This window comes from Streptomyces sp. NPDC060049, from assembly GCF_042736715.1.
In the GTDB taxonomy this organism is placed as follows: domain Bacteria; phylum Actinomycetota; class Actinomycetes; order Streptomycetales; family Streptomycetaceae; genus Streptomyces.
Genome location: NZ_JBHWVV010000010.1, coordinates 34,032 through 50,161, shown reverse-complemented (window position 1 = coordinate 50,161; position 16,130 = coordinate 34,032). Strand labels below are relative to the sequence as shown.

Annotated in this window: 12 protein-coding genes; 8 read left to right on the top strand and 4 right to left on the bottom strand. The window is 72.7% G+C overall.

Annotated features, from left to right (window positions below; translation table 11 throughout):
* The first annotated feature begins 12 nt into the window (after positions 1 to 12).
* Complete coding sequence (locus ACFWBY_RS19950; protein ID WP_385336416.1) at positions 13 to 645, top strand: TetR/AcrR family transcriptional regulator; 633 nt, start codon at positions 13 to 15, stop codon at positions 643 to 645.
* Positions 646 to 960: 315 nt separating this feature from the next.
* On the opposite strand, the gene ACFWBY_RS19945 is transcribed toward ACFWBY_RS19950, so the two are convergent.
* The 4 genes from ACFWBY_RS19945 to ACFWBY_RS19930 form a co-directional block, all read right to left on the bottom strand.
* Positions 961 to 3,384 carry a DUF3488 and DUF4129 domain-containing transglutaminase family protein gene (locus ACFWBY_RS19945; protein WP_385336414.1) on the bottom strand — a complete coding sequence of 808 codons (2,424 nt, stop codon included), beginning with the start codon at positions 3,382 to 3,384 and terminating at the stop codon, positions 961 to 963.
* Positions 3,381 to 4,790, bottom strand: coding sequence for a DUF58 domain-containing protein (locus ACFWBY_RS19940; RefSeq protein WP_385336412.1), 1,410 nt, complete (start codon positions 4,788 to 4,790; stop codon positions 3,381 to 3,383). Before ACFWBY_RS19940 ends, ACFWBY_RS19945 begins: the two co-directional genes overlap by 4 nt.
* Positions 4,790 to 5,800, bottom strand: coding sequence for an AAA family ATPase (locus tag ACFWBY_RS19935; RefSeq protein WP_385336410.1), 1,011 nt, complete (start codon positions 5,798 to 5,800; stop codon positions 4,790 to 4,792). Before ACFWBY_RS19935 ends, ACFWBY_RS19940 begins: the two co-directional genes overlap by 1 nt.
* A 152-nt stretch (positions 5,801 to 5,952) precedes the next feature.
* Positions 5,953 to 6,504 (bottom strand): beta-class carbonic anhydrase, encoded by a 552-nt coding sequence (locus tag ACFWBY_RS19930; RefSeq protein ID WP_385336408.1) that lies wholly within the window; start codon positions 6,502 to 6,504, stop codon positions 5,953 to 5,955.
* A 342-nt stretch (positions 6,505 to 6,846) separates the two neighbouring features.
* Here ACFWBY_RS19930 and rsmH point away from each other — a divergent pair, with 342 nt between their 5' ends.
* The 7 genes from rsmH (at position 6,847) to murD (ending at position 16,114) form a co-directional block, all read left to right on the top strand.
* Complete coding sequence (rsmH, locus tag ACFWBY_RS19925; protein WP_385336479.1) at positions 6,847 to 7,776, top strand: 16S rRNA (cytosine(1402)-N(4))-methyltransferase RsmH; 930 nt, start codon at positions 6,847 to 6,849, stop codon at positions 7,774 to 7,776.
* Positions 7,777 to 7,838: 62 nt separating this feature from the next.
* Positions 7,839 to 8,303 (top strand): hypothetical protein, encoded by a 465-nt coding sequence (locus tag ACFWBY_RS19920; protein WP_385336406.1) that lies wholly within the window; start codon positions 7,839 to 7,841, stop codon positions 8,301 to 8,303.
* 126 nt (positions 8,304 to 8,429) lie between these two features.
* Positions 8,430 to 10,439, top strand: coding sequence for a peptidoglycan D,D-transpeptidase FtsI family protein (locus ACFWBY_RS19915; RefSeq protein ID WP_385336404.1), 2,010 nt, complete (start codon positions 8,430 to 8,432; stop codon positions 10,437 to 10,439).
* A gap of 44 nt (positions 10,440 to 10,483) precedes the next feature.
* Positions 10,484 to 12,184 (top strand): UDP-N-acetylmuramoyl-L-alanyl-D-glutamate--2,6-diaminopimelate ligase, encoded by a 1,701-nt coding sequence (locus ACFWBY_RS19910; RefSeq protein ID WP_385336402.1) that lies wholly within the window; start codon positions 10,484 to 10,486, stop codon positions 12,182 to 12,184.
* Positions 12,184 to 13,608, top strand: a complete 1,425-nt coding sequence (gene murF, locus ACFWBY_RS19905; RefSeq protein ID WP_385336400.1) for a UDP-N-acetylmuramoyl-tripeptide--D-alanyl-D-alanine ligase — start codon at positions 12,184 to 12,186, stop codon at positions 13,606 to 13,608. Before ACFWBY_RS19910 ends, murF begins: the two co-directional genes overlap by 1 nt.
* The gene (mraY, locus tag ACFWBY_RS19900) at positions 13,605 to 14,675 is read left to right on the top strand and encodes a phospho-N-acetylmuramoyl-pentapeptide-transferase (RefSeq protein WP_385336398.1); all 1,071 of its coding nucleotides are present in this window, start codon (positions 13,605 to 13,607) and stop codon (positions 14,673 to 14,675) included. Before murF ends, mraY begins: the two co-directional genes overlap by 4 nt.
* The gene (gene murD, locus ACFWBY_RS19895; protein ID WP_385336396.1) at positions 14,657 to 16,114 is read left to right on the top strand and encodes a UDP-N-acetylmuramoyl-L-alanine--D-glutamate ligase; all 1,458 of its coding nucleotides are present in this window, start codon (positions 14,657 to 14,659) and stop codon (positions 16,112 to 16,114) included. The genes mraY and murD overlap by 19 nt, the downstream gene beginning before the upstream one ends.
* Positions 16,115 to 16,130 lie beyond the last annotated feature (16 nt).

Genomic DNA, 16,130 nt, shown 5'->3' with positions numbered 1-16,130 from the left:
AGAATCAGCGCCATGGAACGCAGCAGCACCGGTACGGCCGCGGGCGGCGCCCGCCGCCAGGCCACACGGCAGAAGCTCTACGAAGCCGCCGTCACCCTCATCGCGGAGCAGGGGTTCTCGGCGACCACGGTCGACGAGATCGCCGAGCGGGCGGGCGTTGCGAAGGGCACCGTCTACTACAACTTCGCCAGCAAGAACGAGCTCTTCGAGGAGCTGCTGCGGCACGGGGTCGGGCTGCTGACCGAGTCCCTGCGGACGGCGGCGGAATCGACCGAGGCCAGGGGCGGGAGCCGGGTCGAGGCGCTCGACGCGATGATCCGGGCCGGCTTGGTGTTCATCGACCGGTACCCGGCCTTCACCCAGCTCTACGTCGCGGAGCTGTGGCGGACGAACCGGACCTGGCAGTCCACCCTGATGGTCGTCCGGCGGGAGGCGGTCGCCGTCGTCGAGACGGTGCTGCGCGAGGGCGTGGAACGGGGGGAGCTGAGCGCGGAGATCGACGTGCCGCTGACCGCTGCCGCGATGGTGGGAATGGTGCTCGTGGCGGCGCTGGACTGGCAGTCGTTCCAGAGCGAGCGGTCGCTGGACGACGTGCACTCGGCGCTGTCGCTGCTGCTGCGGGGACGGGTCAGCGGGAACCGCTGACGTACCCCGATCGGCGGTGCCGCTGGGAGGCGGCGGCCGCGTAGAACTGGTGGGGCGGCTGAGTATCCGTACCTAGGCGCGGAAATGAGTACGCGCGCGGATGGGCCCCGACCTGCGCGGACGCCAGACTGGGGGCAACGGACAGGGACCCGGCCCGCACCGCCGACACGGGGCGGCAGGTGTGGACCGGGTCTCTCCGACCGGTGGGAAGGCGGCCGGCGCGGGGCTCGGGGGGATCGAGCCCCGGCGCCGGCCGCCTTTCGTTCTGGTACGGGGCCCTGCCCGGCGCCGTAGCCGTGTCCCGGGGCCCCATCGTCAGCCGCGACCCCGTAGCGGGATCCGGGTGCGGACCCGGGAGACGGCGGCCGCGACCTGCTCGGTCAGCGCCGCCCAGCGGGACGAGGCCGCCCAGCGGACGCGGGCCCCCGAGCGGGGGAGGAACAGCGCGCGCAGCCGGGCCGTCCGGGAAACCCCGGCGAGCAGACCCGCCCGCGCGAGCAGGACGTCAGGCCCCGCGGTCCCGTACGCGGGCTCCGCGCCCGGCGGGGCGTACAGCGCCCGCTCGACCGCGCCCGAGAGCCGGCGCACGGCGTCGGCCGCCTCCGCTTCCAGCCGGCCCAGCTCCACGACCCGGTCAGCGGCCCCCCGCGGGGACAGCGCCTCGTCCGGGGGGATCCCGACGTCCCACGCCGAGTCCGCGAGCTCGCGCCAGGCGGACAGCACGCTGCCCGAGCCGAGCCGCCGGGCCCGGAGCCTGCCGCGCCACAGGAACGGCAGCAACGGGAGCGCCAGTACCAGCAGGCCCGCGGCGGTCCAGGCCAGGACGGTGGCCGCCGACGGCCCGCCGTCCCCCGACCCCGCGTTCTGCTGCGGAGCGGTGGGCCCGCATTCGCCCAGCTTCTTCTGCTCCGGCGGGCAGCCCTCCTCGGTCGACGGCCCGGCCGAAGGCTGCACCGCGCTCGGGGACGGGGCCGCCGTCGGCGCCACCGGCTCGTTGCGCGGGGTCTCGGTCCGGCTGTAGTCCGGCACCGTGATGCCCGACCGGGGCGTCGGCTCGAAGCGGGTCCAGCCCACGCCCTCGAAGTACAGCTCCGGCCACGCGTGCGCGTCGCGCATCGAGACGTTGATGTTCCCGTCGGACTGCTTCTCACCGGGGGTGAACCCGACCGCGACCCGTGCGGGGATCCCGACCGAGCGCGCCATCGAGGCCATCGAGAAGGCGAAGTGGACGCAGAAGCCCTCCTTGTCCTCGAGGAACCGGGCGATGGCGTTCGAGCCCGTCCCCGAGGACACCTTCGTGTCGTAGCGGAAGCCGCCGCTGACCGCGAAGTAGTCCTGGAGCTTCACGGCCGCCGTGTAGTCGTCCTGGGCGCCCCGCGTGACCTCGCGGGCCGTCTTGACGACGATCTCCGGCAGGTTCTCCGGCAGCTTCGTGTACTCGGCCTTGACCGCCTCGTTCGGCGGCGGCGCCTTGCGCAGCTGCGTCGCCGTCGGCTTCAGCAGAAGGCTCCGTACGGTGTACTGCGCGCCCTGGGCGTTCTGGAACTTGTCCTTGGCCAGCTGGTCCCCGACGAGCGTGCGCCCGACCGGCTCGAACCGCCACTTGCCGCCGATGTCCACCTGCGTCGCCGGATACGGCATCGGCAGGTAGCGCTGCGCGTACGTCTGCGCCGAGGAGACGTTGGTGACCACCTCGACGGCACCCCCCAGGACGGCGGCGCTCACGCCGGGCGGGTCCGGCAGCCGCTTCGGGACGTCCGTCAGGGCCCGCCCGGAAGCCTCCCACTTGACGCCGTTGAACTCGTCCAGCGCCAGGATCCGCAGGTACTGCTCGCTCAGCTCCGGGCTGTTCGTGCGGTACTTCAGCACCACCCGGTTGTCCTGGGTGTTCAGGCTGGACTGGAGCGACACCAGCGGGTTGACCGCCTGGATCGAGGGGCCGATACCGGTCCCCGCGCCGTCGCCGCCCGCGCCCGAGCCCAGCACGCCCCCGCCCAGCGAGGGCAGCACCGCGGGCACCGCCAGCGCCAGCCCGAGCGCGAGCGCGCCGATCCGGCGCCCGGTCCGCACGGGGGCGAGCGCCTGCCCGCCGCCCGAGTAGCCGGCCGCGACCCGCCCGCGCGGTGCCGCGCCGAAGACCCGGCCCCACTGCGCGAGCCGGTCGCGGCCCTCGGCCAGCAACAGCAGCAGGTAGCCGCAGCCCGCCAGTACGAACGCGAACCAGGAGGCGCCGCCGGAAGCGGAGGCCGCGCTCGACAGGCCCGCCGCCACCGAGAACAGGGCGAGCAGCGGCAGCCCGGCCGCCGCGGCCATCCGCAGCGTCACCGCCAGCAGGTCCACCAGCAGCCCGATCGACAGGACCCCGCACACCAGCAGCAGCCGGATCCCGTCCGTCAGCGGCGCCGGGATCGCGAACTCGTTCACGTCCTGGACGCCCTGGCGGAACAGTGCGCCGAAGTCCGTCACCAGATAGGCCAGCAGCCCGTCGCCGGTCGAGGACTGCGCCTTCCCGCCGAACAGCAGCATGAGCGCCAGCAGCGATACGAGCAGTTGGGCCGCCACGGTCAGCGACCGCGCCAGCGGCACCCGCCGCGCCCCGGCGCCCACGGCGCTCTGCAGCGCCAGCAGCAGGGCCGCCTGCGGCAGCCAGCCGCCCGCCTCCACCAGGGGGTTCAGCGACCAGGCGGTGAACACGGTCGCCAGAGCCGCGAAGACCGTCAGTCTCGCCCGCCCGCTCATCCCCAGCCCCCCGCCGAACCCGAACCGCCACCCGTACCGATCGGAGCGTGGCCGGCCTGGCGCCACAGCTCCCCGAAGGCCACCCCGGGCGGGGCGGCCAGCGCCGTCCAGCCCGCGTCGCGCAGCCTGCCGAGGCGCTCCTCCAGCGGAGGCAGCCCCTGCGACATCACCGAAGCCAGCCCCGGCGGCCGCCCGGACCAGTCCGCGGAGTCCAGCACGAACGCCACGGCACCCCCACTGCGCCGGCACATCTTGGCCGCCAGATCCGTCTGTACGTCGTCCAGGTCTCCGAAGAAGGCGATGAGGAGCCCGTCACCGCCGGCTCCGCCGAAGCCGCTGCCGATGCCGTTGCCCCGTACCGCGTCGTACGCCCGGGACAGCCCGGCGCCGTCGGAGTGGGTGACCACCGCGAGGGTGTCCATCATCAGGCCCGCGGCCTCCGCGGACTCCTGGCCCCCAGAGGTGAAGCCACCGCCCTCGCGGGGCACGCAGTCCCCGGTGTCGGTCAGCAGCCGCACCGAGAAGCCCTGCTCCAGCAGGTGCACCAGGGCGGACGCGGCGCCCGAGACGGCCCACTCGAAGGCCGAGTCGGGGCCGGCGCCCTCGTAGGCGAGGTCCCGTGTGTCCAGCAGCACGGTGGCCCGGCTTCGCTGCGGCTGCTCCTCGCGGCGCACCATCAGCTCGCCGTAGCGGGCGGTGGAGCGCCAGTGCACGCGGCGCAGGTCGTCGCCGCGCCGGTAGCCGCGCGGGATCACGTCGTCCTCGCCGGCCAGGGCCAGCGAGCGGCGGCTGCCGTCGCCGTAGCCGGAGGACTCGCCGGTGAAGCGGACCGCGGGCAGGGCCTCGGTGCGCGGGATGACCGTGAGGGTGTCGTAGGCGGAGAACGAGCGGGTCAGCTCGACCAGCCCGAAGGGGTCGGTGAGGCGCAGCTGCAGCGGGCCCAGCGGATAGCGGCCGCGCAGGTCGGAACGGACCCGGTAGGACACCTCGCGGCGGCCGCCCGGCTCCACCCGGTCCAGGACGAAGCGGGGACGGGGACCGAGCACGTAGGGCACCCGGTCCTGGAGCATCAGCAGGCCGGTGGGCATCCGGGACGTGTTGTCGAGGCGCAGCTGCACCCGGGCCTCGGCGCCGGCGGCCACCCGCACCGGGGACAGCCGGCGGGTGCCGGAGACCCGGTAGCGGGTGCGGTGCAGGGCGTACACGCACAGCAGCGGCAGCACGGCGAGCAGGAGCCCGACCCGGAGCAGCTCCGACTGGCCCAGGACGTACGCGCACAGCGCGGCGGCGATGCCGGCGGCCAGGAAGGACCGGCCGCGGGTGGTCAGGCCGGACAGCGACGCGCGGAAACCGCCGCCTTCGCCCGCGCCCTGGCCGCCGGCGCCCTGCGGTGCGCCGGCACCCATCAGAAGCCCCGGATGCCCGCGCCGGGCGGCATCTCGCCGCGCGCGTGCGCGGCCGGTACGGGGGTGCGCTGCAGGATGTCGGCGACGACCTGCTCGGCGGTGCGGCGGCTCAGCTGGGCCTGCGCGGTGGGCAGCAGCCGGTGTGCGAGGACCGGACCGGCCAGCGCCTGGACGTCGTCGGGCAGGACGTAGTCCCGGCCGGCCAGCGCGGCGGAGGCCTTCACGGCGCGCAGCAGGTGCAGGGTGGCGCGGGGCGAGGCGCCCAGGCGCAGGTCCGGGTGGCTGCGGGTGGCGGAGACCAGGTCGACGACGTAGCGCCGGACGGGCGCGGCCACGTAGACCTCGCGGACGGCCTCGATGAGCTTGACGACGTCGTGGGCGTGCGCGACGGACGTCAGGTCGTCGAGCGGGGAGAGCCCGCCGTGCACGTCGAGCATCCGCAGTTCGGCGTCGGGGCTGGGGTAGCCGACGGAGACGCGGGCCATGAAGCGGTCGCGCTGGGCCTCGGGGAGCGGGTAGGTGCCCTCCATCTCGACCGGGTTCTGGGTGGCGACCACCATGAAGGGGCTCGGCAGCGCGTAGGTGGTGCCGTCGATGGTGACCTGCCCCTCCTCCATCGACTCCAGCAGCGCCGACTGGGTCTTGGGAGAGGCGCGGTTGATCTCGTCGCCGATGACGATCTGCGCGAAGATCGCGCCCGGCTTGAACTCGAACTCGCGGCGCTGCTGGTCGTAGATGCTGACGCCCGTGATGTCGGAGGGCAGCAGGTCCGGCGTGAACTGGATGCGCTGCACCGAGCAGTCGATGGACTTGGCGAGAGCCTTGGCCAGCATGGTCTTGCCGACGCCCGGCACGTCCTCGATCAGCAGGTGGCCCTCGGCGAGCAGGACGGTCAGCGCGAGGCGGACCACTTCCGGCTTGCCCTCGATCACGCTCTCGACCGACTCCCGCACCCGCTGCGCCGTGCTCGTCAGATCCGCGAGGCTCGCTCGGTCGTCATACGTGGTCACCTGGTTCTCCTCGACCCAATCCCAGGGCCGACGCGCATGACGCGGGAGGGCCCACCCCGAAACACCTCAAAAGCGAGAGTGCGGACACCGGCCCGGAGGTCCTCCGGGTGACGTCTCCCCGCATTCTTGACGGCGTTACGGCCTTGTGTCACTCACGAGGTGGGATCGATCTCCCGCAGCAGGCCGGTGTGCACGTCGAAGACGAAGCCTCGCACATCGTCCTTGTGGGGGAGGAACGGGTTCGTGCGAACCCGCTGCATGGACTGGCGGACGTCCTGGTCGACGTCCCGGAAGGCCTCGACGGCCCAGGCGGGGCGCTGCCCGACCTCGTCCTCCAGCTCGTGGCGGAAGTCCTCGGTCAGGCTTTCGAGACCGCAGCCGGTGTGGTGGATGAGTATCACCGTGCGGGTGCCGAGCGCCCGCTGGCTGATGGTGAGGGAGCGGATGGTGTCGTCGGTGACCACGCCGCCCGCGTTGCGGATGGTGTGGCAGTCGCCCAGTTCGAGGCCGAGGGCGGCGTGCAGGTCGAGCCGGGCGTCCATACAGGCCACGACCGCCACCTGGAGGACCGGTCGGGCGTCCATGCCGGGGTCGGCGAACTTGGCGGCGTAGGCGCGGTTCGACTCCACCAGCCTGTCGGTGACGGAGCGGCCGCCGGTGGCCTCGGAGGCGGACTCGGCGGGCACGGGTACGGAAGTCGTCATGGGTACGACGTTAATGGTCACAGCACGTCCGAGCATTGAGTGAGGGTGGACAAAGAAGGTCACGGCAACCTGTTGTGAGCTAACCCACAGGGGTGAGGCGAAGGTGGCCGTCCGGGTGATTCGCGGCATTTGTCGGTTCATGGGGAGAGGAGCGCACGGCGCGCGGGGCGGTTCGTTGACCGCGGCGACCGTTGCACTAAAGTGACGCGAACCGGCCGGAGCCCGGCCCTGACCGGCCGCCCGGCCCCTTTGGTAAGACTCCGCGTGCGCGGCGCGGCGTATGCCTGCCGCGCCGTTATCTGAGAGGGCGCTTTGACTAGCGAGTCCCGACACGTCCCGGTGATGCTCCAGCGGTGCCTGGACCTGTTGGCCCCGGCGCTGGAGAGGCCCGGGGCCGTCGTCGTCGACTGCACCCTGGGCCTCGGCGGCCACAGCGAGGCCCTGCTCTCCCGTTTCCCCGAGGCCCACCTGATCGGCCTCGACCGCGACAAGGAGGCCCTGCGCCTCTCCGGGGAGCGCCTCGCGCCCTTCGGGGACCGGGCCACCCTCGTCCACGCCATCTACGCGGACCTGGCCGACGTACTGGACAACCTGCGCATCCCCACCGTCCAGGGCATCCTCTTCGACCTCGGCGTCTCCTCCATGCAGCTGGACGAGGCCGACCGCGGCTTCGCCTACGCCCAGGACGCGCCCCTGGACATGCGGATGGACCAGACGACCGGCATCAGCGCGGCCGAGGTGCTCAACACCTATCCGCCCGGCGAGCTGGTCCGGATCCTGCGCCAGTACGGCGAGGAGAAGCAGGCCAAGCGGATCGTCTCCGCGGTGGTGCGCGAACGGGACAAGGAACCCTTCACCAACAGCGCGCGCCTGGTCGAACTGATCCGCGACTCCCTGCCGCAGGCGGCGAAGCGGACCGGGGGCAATCCCGCCAAGCGAACCTTCCAGGCGCTGCGCATCGAGGTCAACGGAGAGCTGTCCGGACTGGAGCGGGCCATCCCGGCCGCCGTCGGCCGGATCGCGGTCGGCGGCCGGATCGCCGTGCTCTCCTACCACTCGCTGGAGGACCGGCTCGTCAAGCAGGTCTTCGCGGCCGGCGCGACCTCCACGGCCCCGCCCGGGCTGCCGGTCGTACCGGAGAAGTACCAGCCGAAGCTGAAGCTCCTCACGCGCGGCGCGGAGCTGCCGACGGAGGAGGAGATCGCGGAGAACCGGCGTGCGGCGCCGGCCCGCTTCCGCGGGGTGGAACGGATCCGGGAGGCGCGGCTGTGAGTCCACGCGGGGGACGCTTCGGGCGGGTCCTTTCCGGGAGCCCGGCCGGCCAGGCGGCCAGGATGCCGTTCGTCCTGCTGGTGGTCGCGCTGCTCGGCGGCGGGCTGATCAGCCTGCTGCTGCTGAACTCGGCGCTGAACCAGGGCTCCTTCCAGCTGAGCAAGCTGCGCAAGGAGACCACCGTGCTCACGGACGAGGAGCAGGCGCTGCAGCGGGACGTGGACGGCTACTCCGCGCCCGACGCGCTGCAGAGCCGGGCGCACGAGCTGGGCCTGGTGCCCGGAGGCAGCCCGGTGTTCATCGGACCGGACGGCAAGGTCGCCGGTACCGCGTCCGCCGCCGCGGAGCCGCCCCCGCCCTCCCCGCCGCAGTCCGCCCCGCCGGTCTCGCCCTCACCGGGCGGGGCCGTCCCCAGCCCGGCCGGCTCCCCGGCCCCGGCTCCCTCGGGCTCGGCCACCCCCGTGGTGCCCGCCGCCCCGCCGGCATCGACCGGAGCCTCCCAGCCCTCCCAGACGCCTGGACGGTGACGTAGTGACGCGTACCCCTGCGGGGCCTGTCCCCTACCCGCCCTTCGGCCGGTCCCCGGGCCCTGCCCGGACCCGGCGTCCGAGGCACGGAGCCCCGGGAGCCCCGGCGCAGCAGGGCGCCGCCGCGTGAGCCCGCAGGAGCCGCCGCGGCGGCGGGTGCCCGGTCCGGGACGGGCCAGGCCCGGCGGGGACCGGGCACGGGCGACGGCCCGGCCGGCCTCCAGGCCCGCCACCCGCCGCCCCGCCCCGGCGAGGAAGACGCACACCATCCGTCTCGGCGCCCCCAAGCCCCGCCTGCGGCTGGTCAGCGTGGGGCTGACGCTCGTCATGCTCGCCTTCGTCGTCCGGCTGCTCCAGGTCCAGGCCGTCGACGCGTCCGCGTACTCCGCCAAGGCCTCCGAGAACCGCTTCGCCAGCTACACCCTGGCCGCCGAGCGCGGGGAGATCACCGACCGCAAGGGCGTGGCGCTCGCCACCAGCGTGGACGCGTACGACATCACGGCCGACCCGCAGATGTTCACCCCGCAGGAGAGTAAGGCCCCGGACGCCCCCGAGCAGGCGGCCGCACTCCTCGCGCCGATCATCGGCACGGACGCCAAGGAGCTCACCGAGCGCCTGAAGACGAAGAACACCCGCTACGTCGTCCTGGCCCGCCGCCAGACCCCGCAGGTCTGGAACCAGATCAAGGACCTCAAGAAGGTCTTCGCCGAGAAGGCGGCCGCGGACAAGAAGAACAACGGTCCCGGCGCCAACGTCCTGGGCGGCGTGTTCAACGAGAACAGCAGCAGGCGCGTGTACCCCAACGGCGACCTCGCCGCCGGGATACTGGGTTACGTCAACGCCGAGGGCAAGGGCGGCGGCGGACTGGAGTCCTCCCTCGACAAGAAACTGGCGGGCAAGGACGGCCGGCTCACCTACGCCCAGTCCGGCGGCCGCCGCGTGCCGACGGCCGGTTCCCGCGAGAAGCCCGCCGTGCCCGGCCAGGACATCGAGCTGACCATCGACCGCGACATCCAGTGGGCCGCCCAGAGCGCCATCACCGAACAGGTCGCCAAGTCGGAAGCCGACCGCGGCTACGTCATCGTCCAGGACACCCGCACCGGCGAGGTCCTCGCGATGGCCAACGCCCCCGGCTTCGACCCCAACGACCTGTCCAAGGCCAGCTCGGCCGCCATGGGCAACGCGGCCCTCCAGGACGTCTACGAGCCCGGATCCACCGCCAAGGTGATGTCGATGGCCGCCGTGCTGGAGGAGAAGAAGGCCGCCGCCGACACCCACGTCGAGGTCCCCAACCGGCTGCACCGCGGCGACCGCCTCTTCAAGGACGACATCGACCACCCGACCTGGTACCTGACCCTCAACGGGGTCCTCGCCAAGTCCTCCAACATCGGCACCATCCTGGCCACCGGCCAGCTCGGTCCGACGCAGACCGAGGCCAACAAGGTCCTGTACTCGTACCTGGACAAGTTCGGCATCGGCCAGCCCACCGGGCTGAACTACCCGGGCGAGTCACGCGGCATCCTCGCCAAGCCCGAGAAGTGGTCCACCTCCCAGCAGTACACGATCCCCTTCGGGCAGGGCCTGTCCCTCAACGCCATGCAGGCGGCCTCCGTGTACTCGACCATCGCCAACGGCGGCGTCCGCATCCAGCCCACCCTGGTCCGCGGCACCAAGGGGCCCGACGGCCGCTTCACCCCGGCCCCGGCGCCCGCGCAGCACAGCGTGATCAGCCCGGAGACCGCCAAGACCCTCGCGCAGATGCTGGAGTCGGTGGTCGACGACCAGGAAGGGACGGGAACCAAGGCCCGCATCCCCGGCTACCGGGTCGGCGGCAAGACCGGCACCTCCAACCGGGTGGATCCGGCCACCGGCCGCTACAAGGGCTACACCGCCTCCTTCGCCGGCTTCGCGCCCGCCGACAACCCCCGCATCACCGTCTACTGCGCCATCCAGAACCCCACCAAGGGCAGTTACTTCGGCGGCCAGATCTGCGGTCCCATCTACAAGAAGGTCATGGAGTTCGCCCTCAAGACCCTCCAGGTCGCCCCCACCGGAACCGCCCCCGCCGGACTCCCGGTCACCTACGAACCCGGCGCGCAGCCCGGCCCCCAGCCGAGCCCGCAGCCGAGCCAGTGACCGTCCGCCCGGCGGCCCGCCCAGAAACGCGTGAGGCACCATCAGTGACAACGATCACCCCGGAACCCGGGAACCAGACGACGGCCGGCTCCGAGGCCGGTCCCTCACTTCGCGGGCGGCCCGCCGGGCCCGGTACGCTCACCGCCGTGCCCCACGCTGAACAGCCCAGAACCACACAGAACGACGCCCCGGCAGCGCCGCCGGGAGCGCCGCGTCCCGTGTCCGCCCGCCCGATCCCGCTCGGCGAGCTCGCAGGCCTGCTGGGGCTCGAAGCCCCCGGCGTGCCGCCGCAGATCACCGGCATCACGCACGACTCCCGTGCCGTGCGTCCCGGAGACCTGTACGCCGCCCTGCCGGGCGCCAGGATGCACGGCGCGGACTTCGCCGCGCAGGCGGCCGCCCTCGGCGCCGCGGCGGTGCTGACCGACCCGGCCGGCACCGAGCGCGCCGAGGCCACCGGGCTCCCCGTCCTGACCGTCGCCGATCCGCGCGGCCGGATGGGCGAACTGGCGGCCACGATCTACGGGCGGCCGGGTACCGGCCTCCTGCAGATCGGCATCACCGGCACCTCCGGCAAGACCACCACGGCGTACCTCGTCGAAGGCGGCCTGCGCGGCAGCGGACGCACGACGGGGCTCATCGGCACCGTCGAGACGCGCATCGGGGACGAGCGCATCAAGTCCGAGCGCACCACCCCCGAGGCCACCGACCTGCAGGCGCTCCTCGCGGTCATGCGCGAACGCGGCGTCGACGCCGTTGCCATGGAGGTCTCCAGCCACGCCCTGGTGCTCGGACGGGTCGACGGCTGCGTCTTCGACGTCGCCGTCTTCAACAACCTGAGCCCGGAGCACATGGAGTTCCACTCCGACATGGAGGACTACTACCAGGCCAAGGCGCGGCTCTTCACCGAGCGCCGCGCCCGCCTCGGCGTGGTCAACGTCGACGACGAGTACGGCCGGCGCCTCGCCAAGGAGTCGCCGATCCCGGTCGTCACCTTCTCCGCCTCCGGTGACCCGGCCGCCGACTGGCGCGCCGAGGACGTGGTCTCGGGCCACATGGATTCGACCCTGACCCTGGTGGGTCCGCAGGGCGAGCGGGTACGGGCCACCGCCCCGCTGCCCGGCCCGTTCAACGTGGCCAACACCGTCGCCGCGGTCGTCACGCTCGCCGCGGCCGGCCTCGACCCGCAGGACGCCGCAGACGGCGTCGCCGCGGTCCCCGGGGTCCCCGGCCGACTGGAGCGGGTCGACGCGGGACAGCCGTACCTCGCCGTCGTCGACTACGCGCACAAGACGGACGCCGTCGAATCGGTCCTGCGCGCCCTGCGCGAGGTCACCACCGGCAAGCTGCACGTCGTGCTCGGCTGCGGCGGCGACCGCGACACCACCAAGCGGGCACCGATGGGCGCCGCCGCCGCCCGGTTCGCCGACACCGCCGTACTGACCTCCGACAACCCGCGCTCCGAGGACCCCCTCACGATCCTCGCGGCGATGTTCCGCGGGGCCGTGTCCGTACCCCCCGCCGAGCGGGGCACCGTCCTCGTCGACGCCGACCGCGCGGCGGCCATCGCCGCCGCCGTCGCACGCGCCGAGGCGGGCGACACCGTGCTGGTGGCCGGCAAGGGCCACGAACAGGGCCAGGACACCGCGGGCGTCGTACGGCCCTTCGACGACCGGGCGGTCCTGCGCACGGCCATCGAGAACCAAGCGCGCCTAAGTCCCCGACAGGCCGAGGTGAACCAGTAGTGATCGCCCTTTCCCTCGCCGAGATCGCCGAAATCACCGGCGGGCGGCCCCACGACATACCGGATCCGTCCGTACGCATCACCGGGCCCGTCGTCATCGACTCCCGCCAGGTGGAGCCCGGCAGCCTCTTCGCCGCGTTCGACGGCGAGCAGGTCGACGGCCACGACTACGCCGGTCGCGCGGTCGCCGCCGGCGCCGCGGCCGTGCTCGCGGCGCGGCCCGTCGGCGTCCCGGCCGTCGTCGTCCCCGACGTCGAGAAGGCGCTCGGCGCCCTCGCCCGGGCCGTCGTCGAGCGCCTGGGCACCGACGTGGTGGCGCTGACCGGCTCCGCCGGCAAGACGTCCACCAAGGATCTCATCGCCCAGGTACTCCAGGCCCACGCGCCCACCGTGTGGACGCCCGGCTCCCTCAACAACGAGATCGGCCTGCCGCTCACCGCGCTGAAGGCCACCGAGGACACCCGGCACCTGGTGCTGGAGATGGGTGCCCGCGGGATCGGCCACATCGCCTACCTCACCGGTCTGACGCCCCCGCGCATCGGCCTCGTCCTGAACGTCGGCACCGCCCACATCGGGGAGTTCGGCGGCCGGGAGCAGATCGCCCAGGCCAAGGGCGAGCTGGTGGAAGCCCTGCCGGCGGCGGCGGACGGCGGCATCGCCGTGCTGAACGCCGACGACCCCTTGGTCCGCCCGATGTCCGCCCGCACGAAGGCCCGTACGGTCCTGTTCGGCGAGGCCGAGGACGCCGACGTACGGGCCACCGATGTGCGGATGGCCGCCGGGGGACAACCCTCCTTCACACTCCACACACCCACCGGGTGCGGCGATGTGACCTTGCGGCTGTACGGTGAGCACCACGTGTCGAACGCGCTCGCCGCGGCCGCCGTCGCCCACGTACTGGGCATGTCCGTCGAAGAGATCGCCACCGCGCTCTCCGGGGCGGGCACCCTGTCCCGGTGGCGGATGGAGGTCACCGAGCGGGCGGACGGTGTGACGATCGTCAACGACGCCTACAACGCGAATCCCGAGTCCATGCGGGCCGCCCTGCGCGCACTTGCCGCGATGGGCGGCGCCGCCAGGGCCCACGGGGGTCGTACGTGGGCAGTGCTCGGTCCCATGGCCGAGCTCGGTGACGCGTCGCTGGCCGAGCACGATGCGGTGGGACGGCTTGCCGTCCGGCTCAACGTGAGCAAGCTCGTCGCAGTCGGGGGCAGGGAAGCGTCCTGGCTGCAACTGGGCGCATATAACGAGGGTTCGTGGGGTGAGGAGTCGGTGCTCGTGTCCGACGCGCAGGCGGCGGTCGACCTGTTGCGCAGTGAACTGCGCCCAGGTGACGTCGTGCTGGTGAAGGCTTCCAGGTCCATTGGTCTGGAGCGGGTCGCGCTGGCGTTGCTGGAGCGCGAGGGCGAGGTCGCCGGCCGATGAGGCAGATCCTGTTCTCCGGAGTCATCGGACTCTTCCTCACGCTCATCGGCACCCCGCTGCTGATCAAGGGTCTGGCCCGCAAGGGCTACGGCCAGTTCATCCGCGACGACGGCCCGCGTGGCCACGCGGGGAAGAAGGGCACGCCCACCATGGGCGGCATCTCCTTCATCCTGGCCACGCTGATCGCGTACGCCCTCACCAAGGTGATCACCTCCAGCGATCCGTCCTTCTCCGGTGTGCTCGTCCTCTTCTTGATGGCGGGCATGGGCCTGGTCGGGTTCCTCGACGACTACATCAAGATCGTCAAGCAGCGCTCACTTGGCCTGCGGGCCAAGGCGAAGATGGCCGGCCAGCTGATCGTCGGCATCGCCTTCGCGGTGCTCGCGCTCCAGTTCTCGGACTCACGAGGGCTGACCCCGGCGTCCACCAAGCTGTCGTTCGTCACGGACTTCGGCTGGTCGATCGGCCCGGTGCTGTTCGTGGTCTGGGCGCTGTTCATGATCCTGGCCATGTCCAACGGCGTGAACCTGACGGACGGCCTCGACGGCCTGGCCACCGGCGCCGCCGTGATGGTCTTCGGCGCCTACACCTTCATCGGCGTCTGGCAGTACCAGGAGTCCTGCATCAACGCGGAGACCCTGACCAACCCGGCCGCCTGCTTCGAGGTCCGCGACCCACTGGACCTCGCGGTCGTCGCCTCCGCGCTGATGGGCTCCTGCTTCGGCTTCCTGTGGTGGAACACCTCGCCCGCCAAGATCTTCATGGGTGACACCGGCTCGCTGGCTCTCGGCGGCGCGCTCGCCGGACTCGCGATCTGCTCCCGCACGGAGTTCCTGATGGCGCTCCTCGGCGGCCTCTTCGTCCTGATCACCATGTCGGTCGTCATCCAGGTCGGTTCCTTCAAGATGACCGGCAAGCGCGTCTTCCGGATGGCGCCGCTACAGCACCACTTCGAGCTCAAGGGGTGGTCCGAAGTCCTTGTCGTGGTCCGCTTCTGGATCATCCAGGGCATGTGCGTGATCGTGGGCCTCGGACTCTTCTACGCGGGATGGGCAGCCGACAAGTGACCGCCTGGCACGGCAAGAACATCACCGTCGCCGGTCTCGGCGTGAGCGGCGTCAGCGCCGCCCGCGCCCTGGCCGGCCTCGGCGCTTCGGTGACGGTCGTCGACAACGGCGACGGCGACGCCCAGCGCGCGCGGGCCGCCGAGCTCGCGGAGCTGGGCATCGAGGTCCGTCTCGGCCGCCTGGACGGCGGCGCGCGGGCGGGCGAGGTCCTGCCCGAGGGCACGGACCTCGTGGTCACCTCGCCGGGCTGGAAGCCCGACAGCCCGCTGTTCGCGGCAGCCGCCGCGGCCGGCGTGGACGTCGTGGGCGACGTCGAGATCGCCTGGCTGCTGCGCGGCCCCGATGCCGCGCCGTGGCTCGCGATCACCGGAACCAACGGCAAGACCACCACCACCCAGATGCTCGCCTCGATCCTCAGGGCGGCCGGGCTCAGGACGGCGGCCGTCGGCAACATCGGCACCCCGATCATCGACGTGGTGACCGGCGAGGAGACGTATGACGTCCTCGCCGTCGAGCTCTCCAGCTACCAGCTGCACTGGGCGCCCTCGCTGCGCGCCCACTCCGCGGCCGTCCTCAACCTGGCCCCGGACCACCTCGACTGGCACGGCTCGATGGAGGCCTACGCCGCCGACAAGGGACGGATCTACGAGGGCAACTCGGTGGCCTGCGTCTACAACGCGGACCCCGCCGACAACAAGGCCACCGAGACCTTGGTGATGGAGGCCGACGTCGAAGAGGGCTGCCGGGCGATCGGCTTCACCCTCGGCGCCCCCGGCCCCTCCATGCTCGGTGTCGTCGACGGGATCCTCGTCGACCGGGCGTTCGTGGAGAACCGGCAGAAGAACGCCCAGGAGCTCGCGGAGGTCGCGGACGTCAATCCGCCGGCCCCCCACAACATCGCCAACGCCCTCGCCGCGGCCGCCCTGGCCCGCGCCTTCGGCGTGAAGCCGAGCGCCGTCCGCGACGGACTGCGCGCCTTCCGGCCGGACGCGCACCGGGTCAGCCACGTGGCCGAGGTGGACGGGGTCACCTACATCGACGACTCCAAAGCGACCAACACCCACGCCGCGGAGGCCTCCCTGGCCGCCTTCGAACCGGTCGTGTGGATCGCCGGCGGCCTCGCCAAGGGAGCCACCTTCGACGAGCTCGTGCGCAAGTCCGCGGCGCGGATGCGCGGCGTCGTGCTGATCGGCGCCGACCGGGCGCTGATCGCCGAGGCGCTGGCGCGACACGCGCCGCAGGTCCCGGTCGTGGACCTCGGACGGACCGACACTGGGGCGATGCTCGCGGCGGTCCGGGAAGCTGCCCGGCTCGCGGAGACCGGCGACACGGTTCTGCTGGCACCCGCCTGCGCCTCGATGGACATGTTCGCGAACTACAACGAGCGTGGGGACGCGTTCGCCGACGCGGTGCGCGAACTGGCCGCCGAGAAGGCCTAGGGCCGGCTCGATCCAG

Excerpts from the sequence above, each read along its gene's own strand:
- ACFWBY_RS19920 (WP_385336406.1), top strand. The coding sequence starts at position 7,839 with ATGCCGTTCGTCCTGCTGGTGGTCGCGCTGCTCGGCGGCGGGCTGATC.
- ACFWBY_RS19940 (WP_385336412.1), bottom strand. The coding sequence starts at position 4,790 with ATGGGTGCCGGCGCACCGCAGGGCGCCGGCGGCCAGGGCGCGGGCGAA.
- murD (WP_385336396.1), top strand. The coding sequence starts at position 14,657 with ATGGGCAGCCGACAAGTGACCGCCTGGCACGGCAAGAACATCACCGTC.
- rsmH (WP_385336479.1), top strand. The coding sequence starts at position 6,847 with ATGCTCCAGCGGTGCCTGGACCTGTTGGCCCCGGCGCTGGAGAGGCCC.
- mraY (WP_385336398.1), top strand. The coding sequence starts at position 13,605 with ATGAGGCAGATCCTGTTCTCCGGAGTCATCGGACTCTTCCTCACGCTC.
- ACFWBY_RS19945 (WP_385336414.1), bottom strand. The coding sequence starts at position 3,384 with ATGAGCGGGCGGGCGAGACTGACGGTCTTCGCGGCTCTGGCGACCGTG.
- ACFWBY_RS19930 (WP_385336408.1), bottom strand. The coding sequence starts at position 6,504 with ATGACGACTTCCGTACCCGTGCCCGCCGAGTCCGCCTCCGAGGCCACC.
- ACFWBY_RS19950 (WP_385336416.1), top strand. The coding sequence starts at position 13 with ATGGAACGCAGCAGCACCGGTACGGCCGCGGGCGGCGCCCGCCGCCAG.